The sequence below is a fragment of the Gordonia sp. LUNF6 genome, assembly GCF_047041125.1.
Lineage (GTDB): Bacteria > Actinomycetota > Actinomycetes > Mycobacteriales > Mycobacteriaceae > Gordonia > Gordonia sihwensis.
Genome location: NZ_CP178181.1, coordinates 1074407 through 1096990, shown reverse-complemented (window position 1 = coordinate 1096990; position 22584 = coordinate 1074407). Strand labels below are relative to the sequence as shown.

Below are 22584 nucleotides of genomic sequence, written 5' to 3'. Positions count from 1 at the left end.
ACGAAGAGCGCGACCATCAGCCACACCAGATTCGTCGAGGCGTCCGCGAGCGCGAACGGGACGGTGGCCACGGCGACGATGCCGCAGCCCGCAACAGCGATCCAGCGAGCCCCGATGCGATCGGTCAATGCACCGGCGAGGGACCGAGACATCAGGGCACCCACTCCCTGCGGAATGAGGACGAGGGCGGCCATGAGCACCGACTCGTCACGTTCGCTCTGCAGATACAACGGCAGCGCGAGCATCGCACCGAACGAGACCACGCTGAAGAAGAACAGCCCGATCGACGACGCCGACACCGCGCGCCGGGCCAGCACCCGCACGTCGACGAGCGTGGCTCCAGTGGCATGAGCGGAGCGGAACGCGAAGACGGCCAGGAGCACGACACCGGCGAGCATCGGGAGCAGGACGTCGGTTCGCATCACACCGCGGTGGGTGTTCGAGAGACCGAGGAGCACTCCGACCAGACCGGGTGCGAGCAGGCACAGGCCGATCACGTCGAGACGGGCGCGGTCGGAGTCGGGCGCACGGTCGTCCGGGATCCGGTGCGAGAGCGCCAGCGCGACCAGACAGACCGGGACGTTCACCACGAAGAGCCACTGCCAGTCGAGCCAGTGCAGGATCACGCCGCCGATCACCGGACCCAGAATCGGGCCGAGCGCGGTCGGCCAGACTCACCAGTGCCACGAGCCGGCCCATCGCGCGACCACCGCCTGCCGCCACCAGAATCGACGTCATCAGCGGGAACAACAGCCCACCGCCCTCACCGGCTCGCGCACATCCGATCACATTCACGGTAGAGCAGATGCCACCGTGGCAAGCGACGCGAGCCGGTGCGGACCTGTCACCGGTACTTGTAGAAGCCTTCGCCCGCCGCGATCCCCAGCTTGCCCTTGTCGATGTAGTTCTCCTTGAGCCAGGCGGCCAGCTGCTGGGCGTGCTCATCACCGTTGGCCATGATGTTGTACGGCGTGTTGAGACCGATCACGTCGTACATCTGGAACGGCCCGATCGGTGCTCCGGTTGCGATCCGCCAGGTGTTGTCGACGTCCTTGGGTTCGGCGTAGTCGCCCGCCGCCAGTTCGAGCGCCGCGTTGAGGAAGGGAACGAGCAGTGAGTTGAGCACATAGCCGGCCTTCTCCTTGTGGATGGGGATGGCCACCATGCCTATCTCGCCCGCGAACTCGACGATCGTGTCGAAGACAGTCGGCGAGGTCTGTGCGGTGCCCATCACCTCGGCGGTGTTGAACTGCCACACGCGGTTGGCGAAGTGCAATGCCAGGAACCGGTCCGGGCGGTCGGTGGACCCCACGATGTCGCTGGGCAGCAAGGTCGACGAGTTGGTCGCGAAGATGGTCTTCTCCGGCGCCACGGCGGACAGCTTCTGATAGATGTCGCGTTTGAGGTCGAGCACCTCGGGAACGGCTTCGATCACCAGATCGGCGTCGGCGACGGCCTCTGCCAGATCCGAGGAGTACGCCAGCCGGGCCAGGGCGGCCTCGGCCTTCCCGTCCGCGGCGCCCGGCACCTCGTTCTTGTAAGTCTCGACCAGTCCGGCGAACCGCTCCTTCGCCTTGGCGAGGGCGTCGTCGTCGATGTCGTAAGCGGTGACCTCGAACCCGCTGTAGGCCGACTGGAACGCGATCTGCGATCCCAGCACGCCCGTTCCCAGTACCACTACCTTCTTGATGTCGGACATTGTCAGTTCCTCTCATCGTGATCGGCTAAGAATCCATCGACGATCTGCCGGAGTTGCCTGCGCAGATCGGCGGGGTCGGAGGGGGCGTCGGACTCGGGGTCGTCGAGTGTCGCGGCGCTGCGCGCGACGTCGAGGTGGACCGCGGCGAAGACCGAGCGGCCGGCGGCGCGCACCGCGTCCGCGGATGTGACGATGCCCCGTCGGCGCGCCTCCGCGGCGAGCACGTCCGCCAGCGCCGCCTCGGTCTGTCGAACCAGGCCGACGCCCTCTGCTCGATATCGTTCGGATCGGGTTCCGAAGACCAACTCCCGCTGGTAGGCGGCCGCGTTCTCCGGCCGCACGGCGGCGCTCCGGAGTATGGGCGCGACCACCGCGAGCAGCGCGTCGACCACGTCGTCCGACTCGGCGGAACGTTCGACGCCGGTTTCCAGTGATCGACGGAACTGCTCGTTGTAGACCATCAGCAGCAGTTCGACCTTCGACGACGCGTACCGGAACAGGGTCCCGGCGGCGACGTCGGCACGTTCGGAGATCTCGCGCGTGGTGACGGCGTCGTATCCCTTCTCGGCGAACAGTTCCGTCGCCGCGCGGAAGATACGGTCGCGCTTCTGACGCATATTGCGGTCGCGGCGCCCGCCGGCAGCCGTCTCGTTCTCGACCACCTGCCACCTCCCGCAATCGTCGATCACGCCCATTAATGAGCGTACTCCGTTTCTGCGGCAGGCGCCATGGTTGAAGTCCGGTTCCACCGGTTCGGCGGAGACCGGCAGACACCCGGCCTCCGGCGGCCTGGCATGCTTGTCACGCGCCCCCATAGCCCAACGGCAGAGGCATCGGACTTAAAATCCGCTCAGTCCGGGTTCGAATCCCGGTGGGGGCACCCGATATTCGCGGTCACATCCGCAGTTGCAGAGATCAGTACGCACACCTCCGGCCGACCGAACGACAACGTCGGCGCAGGCTGTCGCCTGCGCCGACGTCGCGTCCACGGTCCACCGCGACCGTGGTCACCGGCCGGGGGTGACTACCGGCCGGGGGCCATTGTGATCATCTTTCCGTCGGAGATCAGCGTTCCAGTTCGCACATAGGTGGAGCGGTCGTGGCGCAGCGTGCCGTTGGGCATCACGAAGAACCGCTGCATGATGCACTCGTTGCCGCGCGCCATGTCCTGGCCGAGTGTCCACAGCACCTTGCCGCTCGGCGAGAGCGTGGAGGACTCGGGCATCGGCCCGAGCGGGCTGGTGCCGGTCTGCGCATTCGGCAGCGCGCGGAGTGTGCCGTTCGAATTGATCGCGAACACGCTGATGAACGTCGACGCCAGATTCGGGACGTACATGAATCGGCCGTCGGGAGTCACGCTGGCCACATGCGGGAACAGACCCGTCGGCATCGGAGCTTGCCCGGTCGGCACCAGTCGCCCATCACCCAGGATGTTGTAGCCGGACACGCTGTTGCCGGTCTCGTTCATGATGTACACGTGCCGGCCATTGGGCGTGATGACCGGGAAGATCGGGCCCGACTGCGTCGGCACGCGCTGCCGCACCGGGGTGAGGGTGCGGTCCGCCTTGATGTCGAAGCGGAGCAACTCGTGGCGCAGGTAGCTGCCGACGATGAGATGGCGGGTGTTCGGCGTCACCATCACCGTCGTGAGACCGTCGAGCGGCTGCCCCACCGGAACCCGCCGGCCCAACGGCCGCGCCGAGCCGTCGTCCGTCATGCGGTACGGCTGAATCGTGGCGTTGGCGACGCCCATCGTGAGATAGAAGTTCTTACTGTCCGGAGTGAACTCGAGACCGACCGGAATGTCCGGTAGCGGCGTCTCCTGCCGCAGGTGCAGTCGGCCGACGTTGTCGATGTCGTAGTTGCGCAGGACCGCGGGCACACCGGATGCGACGAGCAGATGCCTGCCGTCGGGCGACGCTGTCTTCGGCCACGAGCCCATTCCCGCGACGGGGTTGCCGCCGATCTTGCGCACCGGCCCGTGGTCGGTGACCCGGTAGCCCACGGTCGGCGAACTCAGGAAGCCGTGCGTGTACAGGTTGTACGGCTTCGACCCGGAGACGCCGCCCGACGGGGGCGGATCGGCCATCGACGGCCCCGCGGCGCTTCCGCTCCCGACGAGGGATGCGGCGGCGACGCACAGTGTGACGAGTGCTACACGGATTCTCATGGACGTCAATTTAGGGCCGTATGAGAGTTGCCGACTGTTCGATTTCTTGGACACTCCCGCCGCATCATCGGCTCGAGCGTTCGACTAACGTCGAACGGTGTGAATGAGAACGGTCCCGTACGCTCCCCCGCACTGCGTCGCGTGACCCGCGGGTTACTGGGCCTCTTCGCGGTGCAGCACATCCCGGGCACCATCCGGCCGGCACTCGTCAAGGCCGCGATCACCGCGACGACAGTCCTGATCTGCTGTGCGCTCTTCGGCCCTGAACTCGGCATCTTCGGGATGCTCGGCGCCTTCGTCACGTTCTGGGAGACCGATCGCCCGCTGTGGCCCCGGGTGCGCAACACCCTTCTGGTCACGGCGCTGATCGTGGGATCCATGTCCTTCGGTGTGGCGATCGCGCCGCACCGCTGGGCCTTCGTTCCGGCGGCGGTACTCATCGTGGTGGTCTTCTCGATGCTGTACAACACCTTCATGCTCGGCCGGGGGCCGTCACCGGTGCTGCCGATGTACGCGGGCATCGTCGGCGCGTTCTTCGGTGTCGACCAGCACCTCGGCTGGAGTCTGGTCGGTCTCACCGCACTGGCCGGAACCATCACGGCGGCATTGCTCACCGTCCCCCTCCTGTTCGAGCCGCACGGGCCTGAGGAGCGTGCGGTGGCGCGAGCGAAGGCAGCGGTGGCCGCGTACGTCGGTCTGCCCGACGACGTCCCGGACGAGATGCGCCGCCAGATCCGGAACACCGCCTTCGCGGCGTGCGACAGCGCCCTCGTCACTCTCCGATCAGCATGGCCGGCGACCCGCAACGCACGGCACCACGAACTCGCGGACACACCGTACGAGGCGCAGTCAGCGTTGTACTCACAGATGCTGACCCGTCTCGGGGAGGACCCGACGCCGCGCGACGACGTCCCCCGCGCCGCGCTCGTCGAACGCAGGCCCGCCACTGCGTACCTCGCCTCCCACGCGTTGCACTGGACCTCGGTGGAGTGGTTCACGTCATGGCGAATGGGCTTCGTCGCCGCCCTCGGCGGACTGGTAGCGCTCAGCACCGGCGCCGGACACCCGTACTGGGCGATCCTCACCGGCGTCATCATCCTGAACCAGTGGTCCCACCGCGCGACGTCGATCCGGCGAGCCGGTCAACGCACCGTCGGGACGCTGATCGGCGTCGGTGCGACGTACCTGCTCTCGCTGCTGCACCCGAACGAGTGGTGGTCGATCGTGATCGTTCTGGCGTGCATGACCGGCATGTACGCGCTGCTCGCGCTGAACTACGCGATCGCCCTCATCTTCATCACGCCGATGGCACTGGTGATGGTCAAGTCGGTCACCGGTGCCGGAGCCGAACTCGTGTCCGCCGACCGCTTCCTCGACACCATCGTCGGCGCGCTCGCCGCGCTCGCCGTCACCTGGCTCACCTCGTACCGGTTCCCGAGGAAGCTCGCTCTGACCCAGTCGCGGCGAACCGCCCGAGCCATCGACGCCGTCGACGCCGTCAACCGTGCCGGCCGGGCCTTCGAGCCCGACGGCCATCGCGCGCGCGTGGCTCTCCACTACGAGCTGTCTCAGCAGCTCGCCGTCGTCGAACGAGCGGTCAACGACGATCCGCAGCTAGCCGATCTGCGCGCATCGGAACACGCGTTGTCCGAGCGCGGGTACCGCGCGCTCGCGCGGTCGTGGCAACCGACCGTCTGAGATTCGGCGAGCGGCGTCGGCTCCGACGCGCAAGAATGCAGAGATGAGTTCCGTACTGGCCGTCATCTCGGTGATTCTGTGGCTTGCGCGCCTCGGCATGTTCGCCGGGCTGCACATGGTTGCGAGCCCCTACAACGCGATCGAGCACGCGGTCAGCGATTACGCCGTCGGTCCCACCAAGCGACTCTCCGCCGCGATGACCTGGACCACCGCCCTGGGCTGGCTCACTCTCGCAGGCGCGGTGTGGTGGGGCCTGACCGACTGGCCCGACCGCGGTCTGACGGTCGTCCTCCTGCTGATTCTCACGGCGATCTTCACTGTGCTTCCGCTGGTCCCGACCGACGTCGAAGGCCAGACGATCACGCGTATCGGCATCGTCCACTACGTCCTGGCGATCGCCTGGTTCGCCATCGCGTACTCGCTCACCGGGAACTTCTCCCGCTGGATGACCGACGCGGTCGGCGGCAGCCTGGCGGTCGCCGGACAGGTCCTTCACATCGTCACGCTCGTCGCCCTGATCGCGGCGATCGCGGCGTTGGTCATCACACCCCTGCGTCGCAGACTCTTCGGCACGGCCGAGCGGGTCTTCCTGGTCGCCGTCACGCTGTTCTACCTTCTGGTCGCGATCGCCCTGTTGGGTGCGTGACTGGGCCGGTTCCGGCCGCGGTTCTCGTCGGCGCTACTCGCGCAGTGCGCCGGCCACCATGTGCAGCGCCGCGGAGGTGGCGAGCCGCCGCACCGCACCGCGGTCGCCTGGGAACTTCCGCGTGACGGTGACGGTCGGGCGACCGTCGATCGCCAGGCCGAAGCACACCGTCCCGACCGGCTTTCCGGGACGTTCTCCGCCGGGCCCGGCGATTCCGGTGGTGGAGACGGCGATGTCGGAGCGCAGGACGCGCCTCGCGCCCTCGGCCATCGCAGCGGCGACGGGTTCGCTCACCGCCCCGAGCTCGGCGATGAGGTCTTCGGGGACGCCGAGCACGCCCGACTTCACGTCGTTCGCGTACGAGACCACGCCGCCGAGCATGTAGGCCGAGGATCCCGCACGGTCGGTGAGCGCCGCCGCCACCATTCCGCCGGTGCACGACTCGGCCGTACCGATGGTGCGTGACCCGAGCAGCCGCGCGAGAACCTCGTTGATCGGCTCGCCGTCGGTCGAGAACACGCGGTCGCCGTGCCTGGTCAGGATGAGTTCTTCCAGATCCCGATACGATTGCGCGGCACTGCATTCGAAGCGGGTGACGATCTCGAGTTCGCCGCCTCGCATGCACGTGGTGATCTCGAGCTCGTCGAAGCCTTCGACCACTCCCTCGGCGCGTCGCAACGACACCGCCAGGTCCGCCTCCGACAGCCCGTACGCGAGGATCGTGTGCTGGTCGTACGAGTCGCGCCCGGCGATCGCGTCCTCGACGGCGGAGGTCGCGAGGGCTGCCGGCCACATCCCGTGCACCTCGTGCGGCGGGCCGGGCAGGACCAGGATCGCCGGAACGTCGTCGGTGGCGGCCACCGCCACACCCGGCGCGGTGCCGACAGGCGCAATCGCCTCCGCGCCCGCCGGGATCAGCGCCTGCTTGTCGATCGCCGCCACCACTGCGTCGGGGAGCACGTCGTCGTACTTGCGCCAGCCGCGGATCACCGACTCGATGGTCTGTCGCATCACCGGATCGGCGACGAGGTCGCGGCCGGTGAAATCCGCGACCGCGGCCACGGTGAGATCGTCGGCGGTGGGTCCGAGCCCGCCGGTGGTGACGATCAGATCGACGCGCTCATCGGAGAGGAATCGGAGTTGCGCGGCGAGATCGCGCGGGCGGTCGCCGCAGACGGTGATGTGCGCGACGTCGACTCCGATCTCCAGGAGTCGCTGCGAGACCCACGGACCGTTCCGGTCGGTGATTCGGCCGCTGAGGACTTCGGTGCCGGTGACGACGATTCCTGCGCGAATGCTCACACAGACGAGGTTACGTCGCGAGTGCACACCCGGCCATGAACCCGGCTTCCCGGACCAGCACGCCGTTGCGATGACTCGGTTCGTCTCGTTTACGGTTGGCACATGCGCGGTTCGACTCTTCTGGGCACCTTCGCGAGGGTTCTCGGCTTCTCCCTCCTCGCCGGCATCGTGTTCCCTGTCTTCATCATCGTCTACCTGGTGGTCCCGAGCCCGCCGCTGTGGATGCTGATCGTCGGCGTCATCGGGCTGGTCGACGTCGTCGTCATCGCGACCTTCATCGCCCTCAAGCTCCACAGGTCGCATCCTCCGGTCCAAGAGCTCGACGAGCCCGGGGTCCCCGGCATCGGCACCATCGCGCACGTCGCCGACACCGCCACCGAGATCGGCGGCCACCGAGTGATGGCCTTTCGACTGGAGATCCGCGGGCCGCGGATCGACGAGTTCACCACCGAACTCAAGACCGTGGTACCGACCGCTTCGGTGGGCTCGCTCGGCCGCGGGCTGGTCGGCGTGACTGTCGGCGCCGACGGCCGGGTCGTGATCGACTGGCACGCCACCGCGCTGTACACGGGTGCGGTGCCGGCCCGGTTCGTCTCGGAGGACGACGGTCGCACCCACGACCTCACGGGACAGGCTGAACCTCTGCTGCGGATCGTCGACGCGCTCAGCAGACACGGCGTCGCACTCGGCCCCACGCTCGACATCCGGAGCCATCCCGAGGTCCGCTCCGAGATCCAGACGATTCTCACCGAGCACGAGGCGTCTCGACCCGCGACCGCCGACGGCCGGTCGACTTCGCAGCGACTCGACGAACTCGCCGGGCTGCTCGACGGCGGGCGGATCTCGCGCGAGGAACACGATCGGCTGCGCCTGAAGATCCTCGACGGTCTCTGACGCGGTGAGCGCGGATCGAACCGCCGGCCTCGGGCGCCACGCGGACGGAGGTCGGAGGCCGCGCCTCTCCGGCCTCGGTGGACTTAGTCTGATTTCATGACTTTCGAGCCAGACGGCAAGGATTGGACCTGGGTGACGAGGCAGCGATGCCCCGCGTGCGGATTCGATCCCGCCACCGTCCGGCGGGAGGACGTCGCCGACCGGATCGCCGCGTCGATCACCGGATGGAACACCGTTCTGGCTCGTGCCGACGTGCGCGTGCGGCCCGACGACCACACGTGGTCGGCGCTCGAGTACGCCTGTCACGTCCGCGACGTCGGAAGCGTGATGACCGAACGCCTCGACGAGATGCTGCGCACGCAGCCGGTCTGCTTCGATGACTGGGATCAGGACGCCGCGGCGGTGGAAGCCGACTACGGGTCGCAGAGTCCCGACGCGGTGAGCAGCCAACTCACCGCGGCGGTGGCGGGCTTCGCCGAGATGTACCGGCTCGTGCGAGAGGACGATTGGTCGCGCGAGGGACTGCGCGGAGACGGCACCGTGTTCACGGTGGAGACCTTCGCGATGTACGTCCTGCACGAACTCGAACACCACCGCACCGACGTCGGGCTTCCCGCGCGCGAGTGATCGCACCCACTCCCGTGCCGCCCGACCTATCGTGGAGTCGAGGAGGTGGGGCGATGACCACGGGTTTCGTACTGTCCGGCGGCGCGAACCTCGGGGCGATGCAGATCGGTATGCTCCGCGCTCTCGCCGAACGGGAGGTGCAGCCCGATTTCCTGGTCGGTACCTCGGTGGGTGCGTTGAACGCGGCGTACGTGGCGGGCCGAGGGTTCGGTCCACGCGTCGTCGACGAACTCGGCGACATCTGGCGCGGCTTGCACACGTGGCAACTGTTCCCGCCCAGTCCACGGCACATCGTCAGCGGTCTCCTCGGGCATCAGCCCGCGCTCTTCGGCGACCAGGGACTGCGCAACCTGACCGACCGGTATCTCGACTTCGAGCAGATGGACGACGCGGCCATTCGGCTGACAGTGGTCGCGACCGACCTGCTGACCGGCGACGAGGTGAACATCGATCACGGCCCCGTGGCCGAGGCAGTCCTGGCCAGCACCGCGATCCCCGGACTGCTTCCACCCGTCGAGTGGAACGGCCGGCTGCTGATCGACGGCGGCGTCGCCGACAACACCGCGATCTCGCAGGCGCTCTCCGCACGGGCGGACACCGTCTACGTCCTTCCCTGCGGGTATCCGTGCGCGTTGACCGAACCTCCCACGGGTGTGGCGGGAACGCTGATCCACACGATGACCCTTCTCATCCACAAGCGGCTGATTCGGGACATCCGGGAGTACACCGGCGACGCGGAGCTGATCGTGCTGCCGCCGCCGTGCCCACTCGACATCGGCCCGATGGACTTCTCGCGCGGCGACGAGTTGATCGTCCGCGGCTACGAGTCGGCCGTCGACGCTCTCCGGGTCGACGGCGGCCGCCGCGCGTCTCCCGCGGACCACATCGACATGCATTGGCACTGAACGGACCTCGCGCCTGCACACCGGTCGCCCGGCCCGCCGGCGGCGCCCTCACCCCCGGCGGCGGTCAGCCGCGCACATCGCGAGGGCTACGATGCCAGTCGTGAGTGAATCAGCCTCAGCCCCCGAATTCCTCTACTCCGACCTGCTGCCGATCGGTGCCGACGAGACCCCGTACCGTCTCGTCACCACCGAAGGCGTCTCGACCATCGAGGTCGACGGCCAGACCTTCCTCAAGGTGGCACCCGAAGCGCTCCAGAGACTGACCGCCGAGGCGATGCACGACATCAGCCACTACCTGCGGCCGGCGCACCTGCGGCAGTTGCGGAAGATCATCGACGATCCCGAGGCCTCGGGCAACGATCGCTTCGTGGCCCTCGACCTGCTGAAGAACGTGAACATCTCGGCCGGCGGCGTGCTTCCGATGTGCCAGGACACCGGCACCGCCATCGTGATGGGCAAGAAGTCCGAAGGCGTGCTGACCGGCGTCGACGACGGCGAGTGGATCTCGCGCGGCGTCTACGACGCGTATACCAAGCTGAACCTGCGGTACTCGCAGAACGCTCCGATCACCATGTACGAGGAGCGCAACACCGGCACCAACCTCCCGGCTCAGGTCGAGATCTACGCGACCGAGCAGGGGCCCAAGGGACCGGAGTACAAGTTCCTTTTCATGGCCAAGGGCGGCGGCAGCGCCAATAAGTCGTTCCTGTTCCAGGAGACCAAGGCGATCCTGAATCCCAAGCGGCTGCTGGAGTACCTCGATGAGAAGATCCGCTCGCTCGGCACCGCGGCGTGCCCGCCGTACCACCTCGCGGTGGTCGTCGGCGGCACCTCCGCAGAGTTCGCATTGAAGACCGCGAAGTACGCCTCCGCGCACTACCTCGACACCCTGCCCACCGAGGGCGACCTCTCCGGGCACGCCTTCCGCGACCCGGAACTCGAGGAGGAGGTGTTCAAGCTGACCCAGTCGTTCGGGATCGGCGCGCAGTTCGGCGGCAAGTACTTCTGCCACGACGTCCGGGTGATCCGGCTGCCGCGCCACGGAGCGTCGCTGCCCGTCGCGATCGCCGTCTCGTGCTCCGCCGACCGTCAGGCTCTCGGCAAGATCACCGCCGACGGCGTCTTTCTGGAGCAGTTGGAGACCGATCCCGCGCAGTACATGCCGGACGCCGGCGTCGCCGAGGACATCGCGGGCGGCGAGGTGGTCGAGATCGATCTGAACCAACCGATGGACCAGATCCTGGCCGAGCTCACCAAGCACCCGGTCAAGACACGGCTGTCGCTGACCGGTCCGCTGGTGGTGGCCCGCGACATCGCGCACGCCAAGATCAAGGAACGACTCGACGCGGGCGAGCCGATGCCCGAGTACCTGAAGAACCACCCGGTGTACTACGCCGGTCCGGCCAAGACCCCGGAGGGCATGGCGTCGGGATCGTTCGGTCCCACCACGGCCGGCCGGATGGACAGCTACGTCGAGCAGTTCCAGGCCGCCGGCGGGTCGATGGTGATGCTCGCCAAGGGCAACCGGTCCAAGCAGGTCACCACCGCGTGCGATACGCACGGCGGCTTCTACCTCGGATCGATCGGCGGCCCCGCCGCTCGTCTCGCGCTCGACTGCATCAAGAGTCAAGAGGTCATCGAGTATCCCGAGCTCGGCATGGAAGCCGTGTGGAAGATCGAGGTCGAGAACTTCCCCGCCTTCATCGTCGTCGACGACAAGGGCAACGACTTCTTCACCGATCCGGGCGGCACGGTCAGCGTGCCGCTGAGCGGTGTGCGCATCCGCTCGAAGGAGCGGTAGGTCGCCCAGGTGACGCCGGGAGCGGGGAACGTCTACCGTTCCCGCTCCAGGTTCGCCATCTTGAGGACGTCGAGCCGCCGATCGAGTTCCTCCTCCGACAGCCGGTCGCCGAGGAGCCCGCGATCGATCACCGTCTGCCGGATCGTCTTTCCTTCGCGTAGCGCCTCCTTGGCGACGGCGGCGGCCTCCTCGTACCCGATCGCGGAGTTGAGCGGGGTGACGATCGACGGTGACGATTCGGCGAGCGTCCGCAGGCGGTCCTCATGTGCCACCAGCCCGCTGATGCACCGGTCGGCGAACAGTCGGGAGACGTTGGCGAGCAGAGTCACCGATTCGAGGACATTGCGCGCCATCATCGGGATGTAGACGTTCAACTCGAAGGCGCCATTGCCGCCGCCCCAGGTGACGGCGGCGTCGTTGCCGATCACCTGCGCCGCCACCTGTGTGACGGCTTCGGGAAGCACCGGGTTCACCTTGCCCGGCATGATCGAACTCCCCGGCTGGAGGTCGGGCAGCGCGATCTCGCCGAGCCCCGTGAGCGGCCCCGACCCCATCCAGCGGACGTCGTTGGCGATCTTGGTCAACGACACGGCGATCGTCTTCAGCTGTCCCGACAGTTCCACCAGCCCGTCGCGCGCGGCTTGAGCCTCGAAGTTGTCGCGCGCGAGGCGCAGATCCTCGACACCCGTCAGTCGGACGAGTTCGGCCACCACGAGCGACCCGAACCGGTCGGGCGCGTTGAGCCCGGTCCCGACGGCGGTGCCGCCGATCGGGAGTTCACCCACGCGAGGCAACGTCGATCGGAGGCGTTCGACGCCGGCTTCGACCTGCCGCGCATATCCGCCGAACTCCTGGCCGAGCGTCACCGGGACCGCGTCCATCAGGTGTGTGCGGCCCGACTTGACCACCGACCGCCACTGGTCCGACTTCTCGGCGAGGGCGCCCCGCAGATGCTCCAGCGCCGGAATGAGGGTGCGGACGACGGCCTCGGTGGCGGCCACGTGCGTGGCGGTCGGGAAGGTGTCGTTGGAACTCTGCGACATGTTCACATCGTCGTTCGGATGCACGGTCACGCCGCCGGCCGCCGCGATCGACGCGATCACCTCGTTGGCGTTCATGTTCGACGACGTCCCCGACCCCGTCTGGAAGACGTCGATCGGGAACTGGTCGTCGTGCAGGCCGTCGGCGATCTCCCGCGCCGCTGCGATGATCGCATCGGCCTTGGCCTCGTCGAGCAGCCCGAGATCACGGTTGACCTGTGCGGTCGCCGCCTTCAACAGTCCGAGCGCACGGATCTGAGTGCGTTCCAGCGGACGGAAGCTGATCGGGAAGTTCTCGACGGCCCGCTGCGTCTGCGCACGCCACAGCGCATCGGCCGGGACCTTCACCTCGCCCATCGTGTCGTGTTCGATTCGGTACTCACCAGTGTCTTCAGCCATGTTCTGTTCAACCTCTCCGTCTCGACCGATGTTCCGCTGGCCTGTTCCGTCTGTCCGACCATCCGCGGGCGGACCGAGCAGTTCCGCCCGTCATCCCTTCATCGCCACTCCCTCGCGCCAGTACCCCATGAAGGCGACCTGCGCGCGCGGAATCCCCAGGTCTTTGACCAGTCTGCGCCGCAGCGTGGTGACGACGCGACTCTCGCCCGCGATCCAGTAGTACGCCTGCGCCGCCCTCCCGTCACGACCCGTCTCGTCATGGCCCGTCCCGTCATGGCCCGAACCGGCATGGATCTCCTCGCCGAGTCCGGAGAAGGTCGGCGTCTCCCAGACCAGCGCGTCCGTGTCGGGTGCGTCGACGGCACCGTCCAGGTCGCCCGCGGACTCACCCAGATGACCCAGGACAGCCGCATGCAGCCGCACTCCCTGTCCCGCTCCCTCGCGCGGGAGCCAGTGCACCGCGACGCCCTCGGGCGCATCGATCGGCAGCGCGTCGTCGGGCTCGGGGATCTCGATGTAGGCCGCTCCCGCCAGATCAGCGGGCGCGTCCTCAAGAATGCGGGCGATCGCGGGCGCGGCCGTCTCGTCGCCGGCCAGCAGCACACGTTCGGCCGCGCCCGGCATGTACTCCACTCCGCCGCCGTCGAGTCGCCCGCGGCGCGGTCCCACGATCAGCAACTCGTCTCCCACCGCCGCCGCTGCCGCCCACGACGAGGCCGGTCCGGTCTTGTCGGGCGCCAAGTGCAGGACGAAGTCGACGTCGAACTCCGTCGCGCCGCCGTCGTCGATCCGGAGGTCACGGATCGAGTACGTGCGCATCGCTCCCCTCCGGTCCTCGGGAATCGCCAGCCAGTCCTGATACCAGGTGTCGGAGTCGGACAACTCCGGGAGCTCACCGGCGGCCGGAGGGAAGATCAACTTCATCCGCTGGTCGAATGTGGCGCCGGGATTGCCGAACCCGGTGAGGCCGGCCCCGGTGAACGTGATACGGACGAAGTTCGGCGACAGCCGCTGCACGGCGCCGACGGCGGCACGCGTGACGCACAGCGGCGGCAGCGGGGTGGTCTCGGCGACAGGCATGGATCTCCAATCGGTGCGGTCGGCTACATCGACGAGCCGGCGCGGTTGACACGGATGAGCAGGTAGATGAGGAAGGGCGCACCGAGGACACCGGTCACGACACCGACCGGATAGCGGTGGCCGAGCGCGTATTGACCGACCAGGTCGCCCGCCAGTACCAGGGTGGACCCCACCAGCGCCGACGGGATCAGCGGTGAGGAACCGGGGCCGACGAGCCGGACCGCGATGGGGCCGGACATGAACGCGACGAAGGAGATCGGACCGGCCGCCGCGGTTGCGAATGCCAACAGCAGCACGGCTCCGAGGATGAAGACCAGACGCGCGGCATCGACGCGAGTGCCGAGACCTGCGGCGGAATCGTCACCCAGGGTGAGCACCGCCAGGTTCCGCGAGTTGACGACGAGTGCCGGCAGCAGCACCGCCATCGCGGCGGCCAGCGGCACCAGTTGCGGCCAGGAGGCGTCGGCGAGGCTTCCGGTGAGCCACTGCAACGCGGCCGCCACATCCCACTGCGATGCCTTGGCCAGCACGTACGAGACGAGGCTGCTGAGCATCGCCGCCACGCCGATGCCGATGAGGATCAGGCGTGTTCCGGCGAACCCTCCGGCGATCGACAACCCGTACACCGCCCCCACGGTGAGCAGTGCACCGACCAGCGCGGCCACCGACACCGCCGGTCCGGTGAGTCCGAAGACCACGATCGCGCCGACCGCCGACGCCGACGCACCCCAGGAGATCCCGATGATGTCGGGCGAGGCGAGCGGATTGCGCAGCAGAGACTGAAAAGTCACCCCGGCCAGACCGAAGGCGGCGCCGGTGAGCAACGCCGTCGCCGCTCGGGGAAGTCGCAGCTCGCCGACGGTGAACGAGGCGCCCGGAACCGTCTGCCCGCTCAGCACGCGCAGGACGTCGCCGAGCGGATAGAAGGTCTTGCCGACCATCAGACTGACGAACAACAGCCCGATCACAGTAAGAGCCAACACCCCGGTCACGAGCCGGGCGCGCCGAACCCGTGCACGACGGCCGGCGAAGAGGTCGAAGGCGGGAGATTCCGTCGCGGCGGTCACAGCGCACGCACCCGCTGACGACGAACTATCCAGATGAACACGGGCGCTCCGATGAGCGCCGTCACCACGCCGACGTCCACCTCGCTCGGTCGGGCCACGAGCCGGCCGACGACGTCCGACAGCACCAGCAGCCCGGCGCCGGCGAGTGCGGAGAAGGGCAACAGCCATCGGTGGTCGGCGCCGATTGACGCGCGGCATGCGTGAGGCACGAGCAGGCCGACGAATGCGATCGGACCGGCGATGGCGGTGGCCGCACCCGCGAGCACGACCGCCGCGATCCCGGTCACCAGACGAGTGCGGAACACGTTCTCCCCCAACGCTGTCGCGACATCGTCGCCGAGTGACAGAGAATTCATCCCGCGAGCGCATCCGAGCATCACGATCGCCCCCGCCGCGAGGAAGGGCGCGACCACACCGATGCGGTGCCAGTCCGCGCCTCCGACGCCGCCGACCTGCCAGTGCTGGAACTTCTGCATCACGTCGACGCGAGGGAGCAGGACTGCGCTGATGAGGCAGGTCAGCGCGGCGGCGGTGGCCGCGCCGGAGAGGGCGAGCTTCAGCGGCGTCGCACCGCCGAAGCCCATGGAACCGACCGCGTAGACGAAGACCGCGGTGGCGAACGCTCCCGCGATCGCCACGGCGATGTACCAGTAGGGGTCGGACATCCCGAAGGCCACGATGCCGGTGACGACGGCGAGCGAGGCGCCCGTGGAGATCCCGAGGATGCCGGGATCGGCCACCGGATTGCGAGTCACGGCCTGCATACCCGCGCCCGAGAGAGCGAGGGCCGCGCCGACCAGCATCGCCAATACGGTGCGCGGAATCCGTTTGAGCACCGCGGCTTCGGCGATGCCGTCCGATCCGCCGGTGAGCGCGCCCCAGATCTCTGCTGGACTCACCGCGCGTACACCGAAGGCCACCGAGACACCGAACAGGATGACGAGGAGGAGCGCGCCCGCGATCAGACTCCCGATTCGCACCCCGACGCCGCGAGCCGCCGATCGGTCCGGGACAGTGTCCCGTCGGGTGGGCGCGACCGCGGTCACTTGTCGGTCAGTCCCGCGGCCAGAGTGGAGAAGTAGTCGTCGATGCCCCACGGGATCGACAGCGGCGACGGATTCGCCATGGCGGCCAGCGGGGTCGCGTCCTTCAAGATCGCGACGTGCCCGGCAGCGATCGCGGGGATCTTCGACAGCAGCGGGTCGGCCTTCAGCCGCGCGACCGTGGAGTCGTCGCCGTAAGTCACGACCAAATCGACGTCACGGAACCGTTCGGCCTGCTCGGCACTCTCCTCGACGTAGAACTCGTCGGTCCCCGCGCTCTTCGCGGCCACCTCCGCCGGCGGCGCCATTCCGACGCTGTCGAGGAAGCCCTGCCGAGTGTCGTGCGTCGTGTAGAAGCCGATCTTGCTCAGATCGGTCGGGTCGAGGTACGCGAACATCACCTTGCGCCCCTTGAGCTCGGGATGCTTGTCGAGGGAGCCGATCACCTGACCGGTGAGCTTCTCGATCAACCGATCCCCCTCTGCTTGGAGCCCGATCGCTTTGGAGTTCATGCGGACCATGTCCTGCCAGGACGTGCCCCACGCGGTCTTCGGGTAGGCCACCACGGGTGCGATCTTCGAGAGCTTGTCGTACTCCTCCTTCGAGAGCCCCGAGTACGAGGCGAGGATGACGTCGGGCCGCGTGTCGGCGACCGCCTCGTAGTCGATGCCGTCGGTTTCGTCGAACAATTCCGGCGTCGGTGCACCGAGTCGCTTGAGTTCGTCCTCCACCCACGGCAGCACACCGTTGCCGTTATCGTCGCCCCACGCCGCCTTGCTCATGCCTACCGGGACCACGCCCAGCGCCAACGGCACCTCGTGATTGGCCCACGCGACGGTCGCCACACGCTCCGGCTTGCTCTCGATGGTCGTGGTTCCGTACACGTGCTCCACCGTCACCGGGAATCCTGCGCCCCCGGCACCCGATGATCCCGCCCCGTCGCCGGAGGAAGAACAGGCCGCCAGCGAGACGGTGAGGGCGGTCGCGAGAACGAGGCCGAGCAGTCGGCGAGGTGACATCAGCAGCACTTCCGAATTGTCGAATTAGGTCAGCCTATTATTGGCTAGGCTTCCCTAATGTAACAGGCCCGGTCGTTGGCTCAGAACAGGCCCGTGACCCGCGACACTCGGGTTAAGGTCCATCCGAACGCCCCGTCAATTCGCATGTCTCACGACCGAATGGGAGCCCACCGAGATGATGAAATTCCTGCAGAACCTCGGCAAATCGATCATGCTGCCGGTGGCCGTCCTGCCGGTGGCGGCGATCCTCGTCGGTATCGCCAACTGGATCATCGGTATCAACGACGACAAGCCGAACGTCGTCACCTCGTTCCTGCAGACCGCGGGCCTTGCGGTGCTTTCGAACATGGCTCTGCTGTTCGCGGTCGGCGTGTCGATCGGTATGGCCCGCAAGTCCGACGGCACGTCGGCGCTCGCCGGTCTGGTGTCGTGGCTGGTCGTCACCAGTCTGCTGGCGCCCACGTCGGTGATGACACTCCTCGGCCGCGGGTACACGACGTCGATCGCCGAAGAGGGCGCGACCATCACCGAGGGCCAGAAGCTCATCATGGAGAACGGCCATCTGGCGATCCAGACCCCGGACGTCAACGAGGCCTTCGCACCCGGAGCGTTCCAGAACGCGTTCATCGGCATCCTGTGCGGCATCATCGGTGCGCTCTGTTACAACCGCTTCAAGGACGTCAAGCTGCCCGACGCGCTGTCGTTCTTCTCCGGCCGCCGGTCGGTGGCCATCGTGACGGCGGGAGTCTCCCTGATCGTCGCGCTCATCCTGCTGTTCATCTGGCCGCTCGTCTACAGCGGCCTCGTCTGGTTCGGTGAGCACATCGTCGATCTCGGCGCCGTCGGCACCGGGCTCTACGGCTTCTTCAACCGGTTGCTGATTCCGTTCGGACTGCACCACGCTCTGAACTCGGTGTTCTGGTTCGACGTAGCGGGGATCAACGACCTGAACAACTTCCTCTCGGGTGAGGGCACGTTCGGCGTGACCGGTCAGTACATGACCGGGTTCTTCCCGATCATGATGTTCGGCCTTCCGGGCGCCGCGCTCGCGATGTACACCACCGCGAAGACGACGCGGAAGAAGATCGCCTACGGCATCCTGCTCTCCGGCGCGGTCTCGTCGTTCTTCGTCGGCGTCACCGAACCGCTCGAGTTCGCCTTCATGTTCCTGGCTCCCTTCCTCTTCGTGATCCATGCGGTCTTCATGGGCATCTCGATGGCGATCTGCCAGCTTCTTCCGGTCCGAATGGGCTTCGGCTTCTCCGGCGGCTTCGTCGACTTGGTGCTGAACTGGAAGAACCCGATGGCCGAGAATCCCTGGATCATCATCGTGCTGGGCATCGGTTGGTTCTTCGTCTACTTCCTGGTGTTCCGGTGGGTGATCCTCAAGTTCCAGCTCAAGACGCCTGGGCGCGAGGACGACGAACCCGTCGACGCCGATGACGAGGGAGGCGTCTCAGCCGGGTTCATCGGCACCGCGGCCAAGTTCATCGACGCTCTCGGCGGCAAGGCCAACATCCTCGAACTCGACAACTGCGCCACCCGTCTGCGCATGGAGATCGACGACACGGGCAAGGTCGACGATTCCGCGCTCAAACGGGCCGGAGCTGCCGGCACCATGAAGCCCGGCGGCCATTCGGTGCAGGTCATCTATGGACTCAACGTCCAGTTCGTCAAGGACGCGATGGAGAAGATCATGTCCGGCGAGGTGGATCCGACGGCGGTCGAAGCCGCGGTGGACGCAGTGGACGAGGCCGAGGCTGCCGTCGCCGAGGCGGAGGCCGAGGAGGGTGCCGCGCACGACGGCTCGACCGCCGTCCTGACGAAACCGGCAGCGAAGGTCATCACTCTGCAGCGCCCGCTCCAGGGGTACGCGGTCGACCTCTCGGAGGTCCCGGACAAGACCTTCTCCAGCGGCATGATGGGGCCGGGCGCGGCCGTCGTCCCCACGTCGGGCGAAGTGGTGGCCCCCGCAGATGCGACCGTCGTGACGGTGTTTCCCACCGGTCATGCCATCGGACTCCGACTAGAGGACGGCACGGAGGTGCTGATTCACGTCGGCCTCGACACCGTGAAACTCAAAGGCGACGGGTTCGAACCACTCGTGAAGGCCGGCGACACGGTCAGCGCCGGACAGCCGATTCTCAACGTCGATCTGGCCAAGATCCAAGCCGCGGGCTTCGCCACCGTGACCCCGGTGGTCGTCATGAACGACAAGTCCGCGACCGTCGAACTGACCTGACGGAGACCGCCGCGCGTGCTGGAATCATGCGCGGCGGCGGGTGCAGGTTCTGAGCTTGTCCGGCGTGGTGGATGGTGTTCAGGCGCCAGGGGTGGTCGGTGGTGGCTGGTCGCCAGGCCATGCGTCCGGCATCGGGCCCATCCGGGAGGATGATGGTCTCCCACTGTCCGCGTTTGGTGCCGACGGCGCGGTTGTGGCGCCCGCACGCGGCGCCGAGAGCATCGATGTCGGTGCGCCCGGCCGGGGTGACCCAGTCCGGTGCGTGATGGGCCTGGGTTTGCGCGAACGGGCGGTCGCAGCCGGGTGCGGTGCAGCCGCGGTCGCGGGCGAACAACGCCAACCGCTGCGCCTTACTCGCACACCGCGCACCGCGGCCTTGGTAGAGGACTTCGCTGGTGTGATTCCGGAAGACGGCCAGGTGCGGCACGGCGTCGGCGGCGAGCCGGACGAGTTCGCCGATCGGGATGCGGGTGCCGGTGGCAGTCAGGGCGATTCCGGCGTGGGCGGCGAGTTCTTGATCGGTAACGGTGATGACCAACTCGGCTGGTATCCGGTTCGGTGCTCCGAGTCCGCCGTGGGCGAGAACGTAATCACACAGGGCCAGCAACGCATCGTGTGTGCGCTGAGCGGCACTGCGCAGATCCCGACCCCGCGCCGCCGCCAAAGCCTCGGCGTCAATGCCGTCGGCGTCAATGGTTCCAGTGGGTGAGTCGGGGTCGGCGGGATTGTTCATCCCGGGCGCGGCCCAGGCGGTCAAGATCACCTCGAACTTCGCCCGCAACTCCGGAGTAATCGCGCCACGGACTCTGCTCATCAACTGGCGGTCTTGCGGGAGGATGGTGATTCCGCGTTGGCGTTGCCGGTCGACGTGATCACTCTCCTGCCCGTCCGGATCCAGATGGGCGAGCAGGCGGTCACCGACCTTGCCCAGATCATCGGGGTTCAGTCCGGCCGCTGCGTCGGCCAACTCCGCCTCGGCACGCGCTTTGACCTCCGGCGAGATGCAGCCCGGTACTTTCGCCAGCACCGCGGAGATCACCAACGCGTGTTCGGCGCCGACAGTCCCGGCCGCCACCGCTGCGGCGGTCGCAGGCTTCCGCGGAGGCAGAGTCTGCCCTTGAAAGTTGGAGAACTCACCGATCGCCTCGGCCATCCGCAGCCGTCGGCCCGCCTCGCGGGTTCCCAGCCGCAGCCCTTGCGAGAGGTACTGGTGCGGATTCAGATAGCCCGCGGTGCGGTGCGCGTTGCGATCGGAGACCTCCACCAGCAGCGCAGCGGAGACGCCGTCCCAGCGGCGCCGAATCCGTTCGGCGATCTGCGTGTGCGCCAACAGGTCCGGTTCGGTCTCCGGCGACAGGGAGGTCTCGGCGAGTTTGACCGCCGCGGCATCGATCAACGCCAACAACTCTGAAGGCCGGTCCGGCAGCGCGAGACCAGTGACACCTGTAACGATCGAAGCGCTCATCGCTGCCACCTCCCCCGAGTGTTTCAGCTGGTCAAGCCGTCTTTACCTGACTAACTGAAAGCTATCACCCGGGCGTGACAGAGATCACTGACGGCCGGCACGACTCACCTTCGCGACTTCGCCGCCTCGACGAACCTGCTGATCGCGGCCAGATCCTTGACGCCCGGCGCGGACTCGACGCCACTGGACACATCGACACCCCACGGGTGCGCTTGAGCGATCGCGTCCGCGACGTTGTCCGGAGTGAGTCCGCCCGCGAGCAGCCACTGGCCCGACAGTCCGCGGTCAGTGAGCATCGACAGATCCCAGCGCTCCCCCGACCCCGGCTTCGGCGCATCGAGAAGCAGCCGCTCCTCCCCGTACGCTCCGACCGTCAACGGCGGCTCGTGCACCAGCGATGTCGCGCGCCAGATCCGGCCGATCCCTTCCGCCGCCGCACGAAAGTCCGCTTCTCCGTAGCGACGCCCGTGCAGTTGCAGAACGTCGAAGCCGAGGTCGACGGCCAGGGCCGCGGCATCGACCGCGGGCTTGTCGTTGACGACGAGAACGATGTCCAGGCCGGGCCCTCCCGCGCTTCGTCCAGCGCGCACCACCGCGCGCGCCCGGTCGCGATCGACGGCACGGGGACTCGTCTCGTTCATCACCACACCGATCGCATCGGCTCCGGCCGAGACCGCCGCACCGACAGCATCCTCCGACGTCAGGCCGCACACCTTCACGTACATGCCGTCCATGCTAGCCACCGGGCGATTAGGTGACCGGCCGGTAACCCGTGCTACAGTGCGATAGAAATAAGCGATCGCTTAGAAATTTCCCGGCGGAGCGGAGGTCAACCATGGCGAAGCACTCGGCCGTCGACCCCGACGAACCGACGACCAAGTCCGAGCAGACGCGCAAGCGTCTCCGCGAGGGCGCGATGGCGTCCTTCTCCGAACTCGGTTTCCACGGCACGGGAACCCGGCACATCGCGACTGCCGCGGGAATGAGTCCCGCCGCGGTCTACGTGCACTACAGCTCGAAAGAGGAACTGCTCTTCGAGATCTCGCTCGCCGGCCACGAGGCGATCCTCCGGATAGTGCGCGATGCCGCGGCGGGCACGGACGATCCCGTCGAGCAGTTGCGCCGCTTCATTCGCGAGTTCGCGATGTACCACGCCGACCGGCACGTGAGCGCCCGCGTGGTGAACTACGAGCTCCGCGCACTCGAGCCCGACCACCGTGCGCAGATCGTCGACCTGCGCAAGCAGATCGAAGACGTGCTCGCGGCGATCCTCCACCGCGGCATCGACCAGGGAGTCTTCGACACTCCCGATCCGCGGATGGCGGCAGTTGCGATCGTCGGCAGCAGCGTCGACGTGGCCCGTTGGTTCCGCGACGGCGGCACCTGGTCGACGACCCAGGTGGCCGACTTCTACGCGGACGCCGCACTCCGCATAGCCGGAGCCAAGTCCTGAAACACCCGCAGCCCTACCCGCTGTGACCCATCGA

At 67.6% G+C, this 22584-nt stretch carries 19 protein-coding genes, 1 tRNA gene and 1 pseudogene; 9 read left to right on the top strand and 12 right to left on the bottom strand.

The genetic code is table 11. The features are described from left to right. Positions 1-44: 44 nt before the first annotated feature. The 3 genes and pseudogenes from ACK8HH_RS05140 to ACK8HH_RS05130 all read right to left on the bottom strand — a co-directional run. Positions 45-626 (bottom strand): annotated as a pseudogene (locus ACK8HH_RS05140) (MFS transporter); the annotation flags it as partial. Positions 627-844: 218 nt separating this feature from the next. Beyond that, on the bottom strand, positions 845-1699 hold the full coding sequence (locus ACK8HH_RS05135; RefSeq protein ID WP_222111285.1) for a 3-hydroxyacyl-CoA dehydrogenase: 855 nt from the start codon (positions 1697-1699) through the stop codon (positions 845-847). Positions 1700-1701: 2 nt separating this feature from the next. After that, positions 1702-2361: a TetR/AcrR family transcriptional regulator gene (locus ACK8HH_RS05130; RefSeq protein WP_412475591.1), complete on the bottom strand. Its 660-nt coding sequence runs from the start codon at positions 2359-2361 to the stop codon at positions 1702-1704. A gap of 145 nt (positions 2362-2506) precedes the next feature. On the opposite strand from ACK8HH_RS05130, the gene ACK8HH_RS05125 reads away from it, so the two are divergent. After that, positions 2507-2579: transfer RNA gene (locus ACK8HH_RS05125), tRNA-Leu, on the top strand. Positions 2580-2723: 144 nt separating this feature from the next. Here ACK8HH_RS05125 and ACK8HH_RS05120 read toward each other — a convergent pair. Next, positions 2724-3869, bottom strand: a complete 1146-nt coding sequence (locus tag ACK8HH_RS05120) for a lactonase family protein (protein ID WP_222111286.1) — start codon at positions 3867-3869, stop codon at positions 2724-2726. Between the two features lie 99 nt (positions 3870-3968). On the opposite strand from ACK8HH_RS05120, the gene ACK8HH_RS05115 reads away from it, so the two are divergent. Both ACK8HH_RS05115 and ACK8HH_RS05110 read left to right on the top strand, forming a co-directional pair. Beyond that, positions 3969-5567, top strand: a complete 1599-nt coding sequence (locus tag ACK8HH_RS05115; protein ID WP_278126505.1) for an FUSC family protein — start codon at positions 3969-3971, stop codon at positions 5565-5567. A 43-nt stretch (positions 5568-5610) separates the two neighbouring features. Next, on the top strand, positions 5611-6213 hold the full coding sequence (locus ACK8HH_RS05110; protein WP_222111288.1) for a DUF998 domain-containing protein: 603 nt from the start codon (positions 5611-5613) through the stop codon (positions 6211-6213). 33 nt (positions 6214-6246) lie between these two features. Here the strand turns inward: ACK8HH_RS05110 and ACK8HH_RS05105 are convergent, their stop codons facing one another. Continuing rightward, entirely contained in the window at positions 6247-7515 is a 1269-nt protein-coding gene (locus ACK8HH_RS05105) for a competence/damage-inducible protein A (protein WP_346075900.1), read from the bottom strand. A gap of 102 nt (positions 7516-7617) precedes the next feature. Here ACK8HH_RS05105 and ACK8HH_RS05100 point away from each other — a divergent pair, with 102 nt between their 5' ends. The 4 genes from ACK8HH_RS05100 (at position 7618) to ACK8HH_RS05085 (ending at position 11742) form a co-directional block, all read left to right on the top strand. Continuing rightward, positions 7618-8409, top strand: a complete 792-nt coding sequence (locus ACK8HH_RS05100) for a hypothetical protein (protein ID WP_346075898.1) — start codon at positions 7618-7620, stop codon at positions 8407-8409. A gap of 96 nt (positions 8410-8505) precedes the next feature. Then, on the top strand, positions 8506-9036 hold the full coding sequence (locus ACK8HH_RS05095; RefSeq protein WP_006897535.1) for a DinB family protein: 531 nt from the start codon (positions 8506-8508) through the stop codon (positions 9034-9036). A 53-nt stretch (positions 9037-9089) separates the two neighbouring features. Continuing rightward, complete coding sequence (locus tag ACK8HH_RS05090) at positions 9090-9941, top strand: patatin-like phospholipase family protein (RefSeq protein ID WP_006897536.1); 852 nt, start codon at positions 9090-9092, stop codon at positions 9939-9941. 100 nt (positions 9942-10041) lie between these two features. After that, a complete protein-coding gene (locus tag ACK8HH_RS05085; RefSeq protein WP_006897537.1) occupies positions 10042-11742 on the top strand; it encodes a fumarate hydratase in 1701 nt (566 codons plus the stop codon). A 32-nt stretch (positions 11743-11774) separates the two neighbouring features. On the opposite strand, the gene ACK8HH_RS05080 is transcribed toward ACK8HH_RS05085, so the two are convergent. The 5 genes from ACK8HH_RS05080 to ACK8HH_RS05060 form a co-directional block, all read right to left on the bottom strand. Then, positions 11775-13181 carry a class II fumarate hydratase gene (locus ACK8HH_RS05080; protein ID WP_006897538.1) on the bottom strand — a complete coding sequence of 469 codons (1407 nt, stop codon included), beginning with the start codon at positions 13179-13181 and terminating at the stop codon, positions 11775-11777. Between the two features lie 90 nt (positions 13182-13271). Then, positions 13272-14261, bottom strand: coding sequence for a siderophore-interacting protein (locus tag ACK8HH_RS05075; RefSeq protein WP_006897539.1), 990 nt, complete (start codon positions 14259-14261; stop codon positions 13272-13274). Between the two features lie 23 nt (positions 14262-14284). After that, positions 14285-15328, bottom strand: coding sequence for a FecCD family ABC transporter permease (locus ACK8HH_RS05070; RefSeq protein ID WP_006897540.1), 1044 nt, complete (start codon positions 15326-15328; stop codon positions 14285-14287). Beyond that, entirely contained in the window at positions 15325-16308 is a 984-nt protein-coding gene (locus ACK8HH_RS05065; RefSeq protein ID WP_231650041.1) for a FecCD family ABC transporter permease, read from the bottom strand. The genes ACK8HH_RS05070 and ACK8HH_RS05065 overlap by 4 nt, the downstream gene beginning before the upstream one ends. A gap of 62 nt (positions 16309-16370) precedes the next feature. Next, complete coding sequence (locus tag ACK8HH_RS05060) at positions 16371-17390, bottom strand: iron-siderophore ABC transporter substrate-binding protein (protein WP_039867848.1); 1020 nt, start codon at positions 17388-17390, stop codon at positions 16371-16373. Positions 17391-17565: 175 nt separating this feature from the next. Here ACK8HH_RS05060 and nagE point away from each other — a divergent pair, with 175 nt between their 5' ends. Then, positions 17566-19632: an N-acetylglucosamine-specific PTS transporter subunit IIBC gene (nagE, locus tag ACK8HH_RS05055; protein WP_346075893.1), complete on the top strand. Its 2067-nt coding sequence runs from the start codon at positions 17566-17568 to the stop codon at positions 19630-19632. On the opposite strand, the gene ACK8HH_RS05050 is transcribed toward nagE, so the two are convergent. Beyond that, positions 19595-21097 (bottom strand): HNH endonuclease signature motif containing protein, encoded by a 1503-nt coding sequence (locus ACK8HH_RS05050; RefSeq protein ID WP_260868608.1) that lies wholly within the window; start codon positions 21095-21097, stop codon positions 19595-19597. The two genes, nagE and ACK8HH_RS05050, sit on opposite strands and share 38 nt — an antisense overlap. A 104-nt stretch (positions 21098-21201) precedes the next feature. Then, complete coding sequence (locus tag ACK8HH_RS05045) at positions 21202-21822, bottom strand: phosphoribosylanthranilate isomerase (protein ID WP_039867849.1); 621 nt, start codon at positions 21820-21822, stop codon at positions 21202-21204. 110 nt (positions 21823-21932) lie between these two features. Between ACK8HH_RS05045 and ACK8HH_RS05040 the strand changes: the two genes are divergently transcribed. Beyond that, a complete protein-coding gene (locus tag ACK8HH_RS05040; RefSeq protein WP_006897545.1) occupies positions 21933-22550 on the top strand; it encodes a TetR/AcrR family transcriptional regulator in 618 nt (205 codons plus the stop codon). The last annotated feature ends 34 nt before the right edge of the window (positions 22551-22584 follow it).

What these genes read in the sequence shown, in the direction of transcription:
- ACK8HH_RS05120 (WP_222111286.1), bottom strand. Translation starts at nt 3,869, where the DNA reads ATGAGAATCCGTGTAGCACTCGTCACACTGTGCGTCGCCGCCGCATCC.
- ACK8HH_RS05135 (WP_222111285.1), bottom strand. Translation starts at nt 1,699, where the DNA reads ATGTCCGACATCAAGAAGGTAGTGGTACTGGGAACGGGCGTGCTGGGA.
- ACK8HH_RS05060 (WP_039867848.1), bottom strand. Translation starts at nt 17,390, where the DNA reads ATGTCACCTCGCCGACTGCTCGGCCTCGTTCTCGCGACCGCCCTCACC.
- ACK8HH_RS05095 (WP_006897535.1), top strand. Translation starts at nt 8,506, where the DNA reads ATGACTTTCGAGCCAGACGGCAAGGATTGGACCTGGGTGACGAGGCAG.
- ACK8HH_RS05090 (WP_006897536.1), top strand. Translation starts at nt 9,090, where the DNA reads ATGACCACGGGTTTCGTACTGTCCGGCGGCGCGAACCTCGGGGCGATG.
- ACK8HH_RS05100 (WP_346075898.1), top strand. Translation starts at nt 7,618, where the DNA reads ATGCGCGGTTCGACTCTTCTGGGCACCTTCGCGAGGGTTCTCGGCTTC.
- ACK8HH_RS05045 (WP_039867849.1), bottom strand. Translation starts at nt 21,822, where the DNA reads ATGTACGTGAAGGTGTGCGGCCTGACGTCGGAGGATGCTGTCGGTGCG.
- ACK8HH_RS05110 (WP_222111288.1), top strand. Translation starts at nt 5,611, where the DNA reads ATGAGTTCCGTACTGGCCGTCATCTCGGTGATTCTGTGGCTTGCGCGC.
- ACK8HH_RS05050 (WP_260868608.1), bottom strand. Translation starts at nt 21,097, where the DNA reads ATGAGCGCTTCGATCGTTACAGGTGTCACTGGTCTCGCGCTGCCGGAC.
- ACK8HH_RS05080 (WP_006897538.1), bottom strand. Translation starts at nt 13,181, where the DNA reads ATGGCTGAAGACACTGGTGAGTACCGAATCGAACACGACACGATGGGC.
- ACK8HH_RS05040 (WP_006897545.1), top strand. Translation starts at nt 21,933, where the DNA reads ATGGCGAAGCACTCGGCCGTCGACCCCGACGAACCGACGACCAAGTCC.
- ACK8HH_RS05075 (WP_006897539.1), bottom strand. Translation starts at nt 14,261, where the DNA reads ATGCCTGTCGCCGAGACCACCCCGCTGCCGCCGCTGTGCGTCACGCGT.
- nagE (WP_346075893.1), top strand. Translation starts at nt 17,566, where the DNA reads ATGATGAAATTCCTGCAGAACCTCGGCAAATCGATCATGCTGCCGGTG.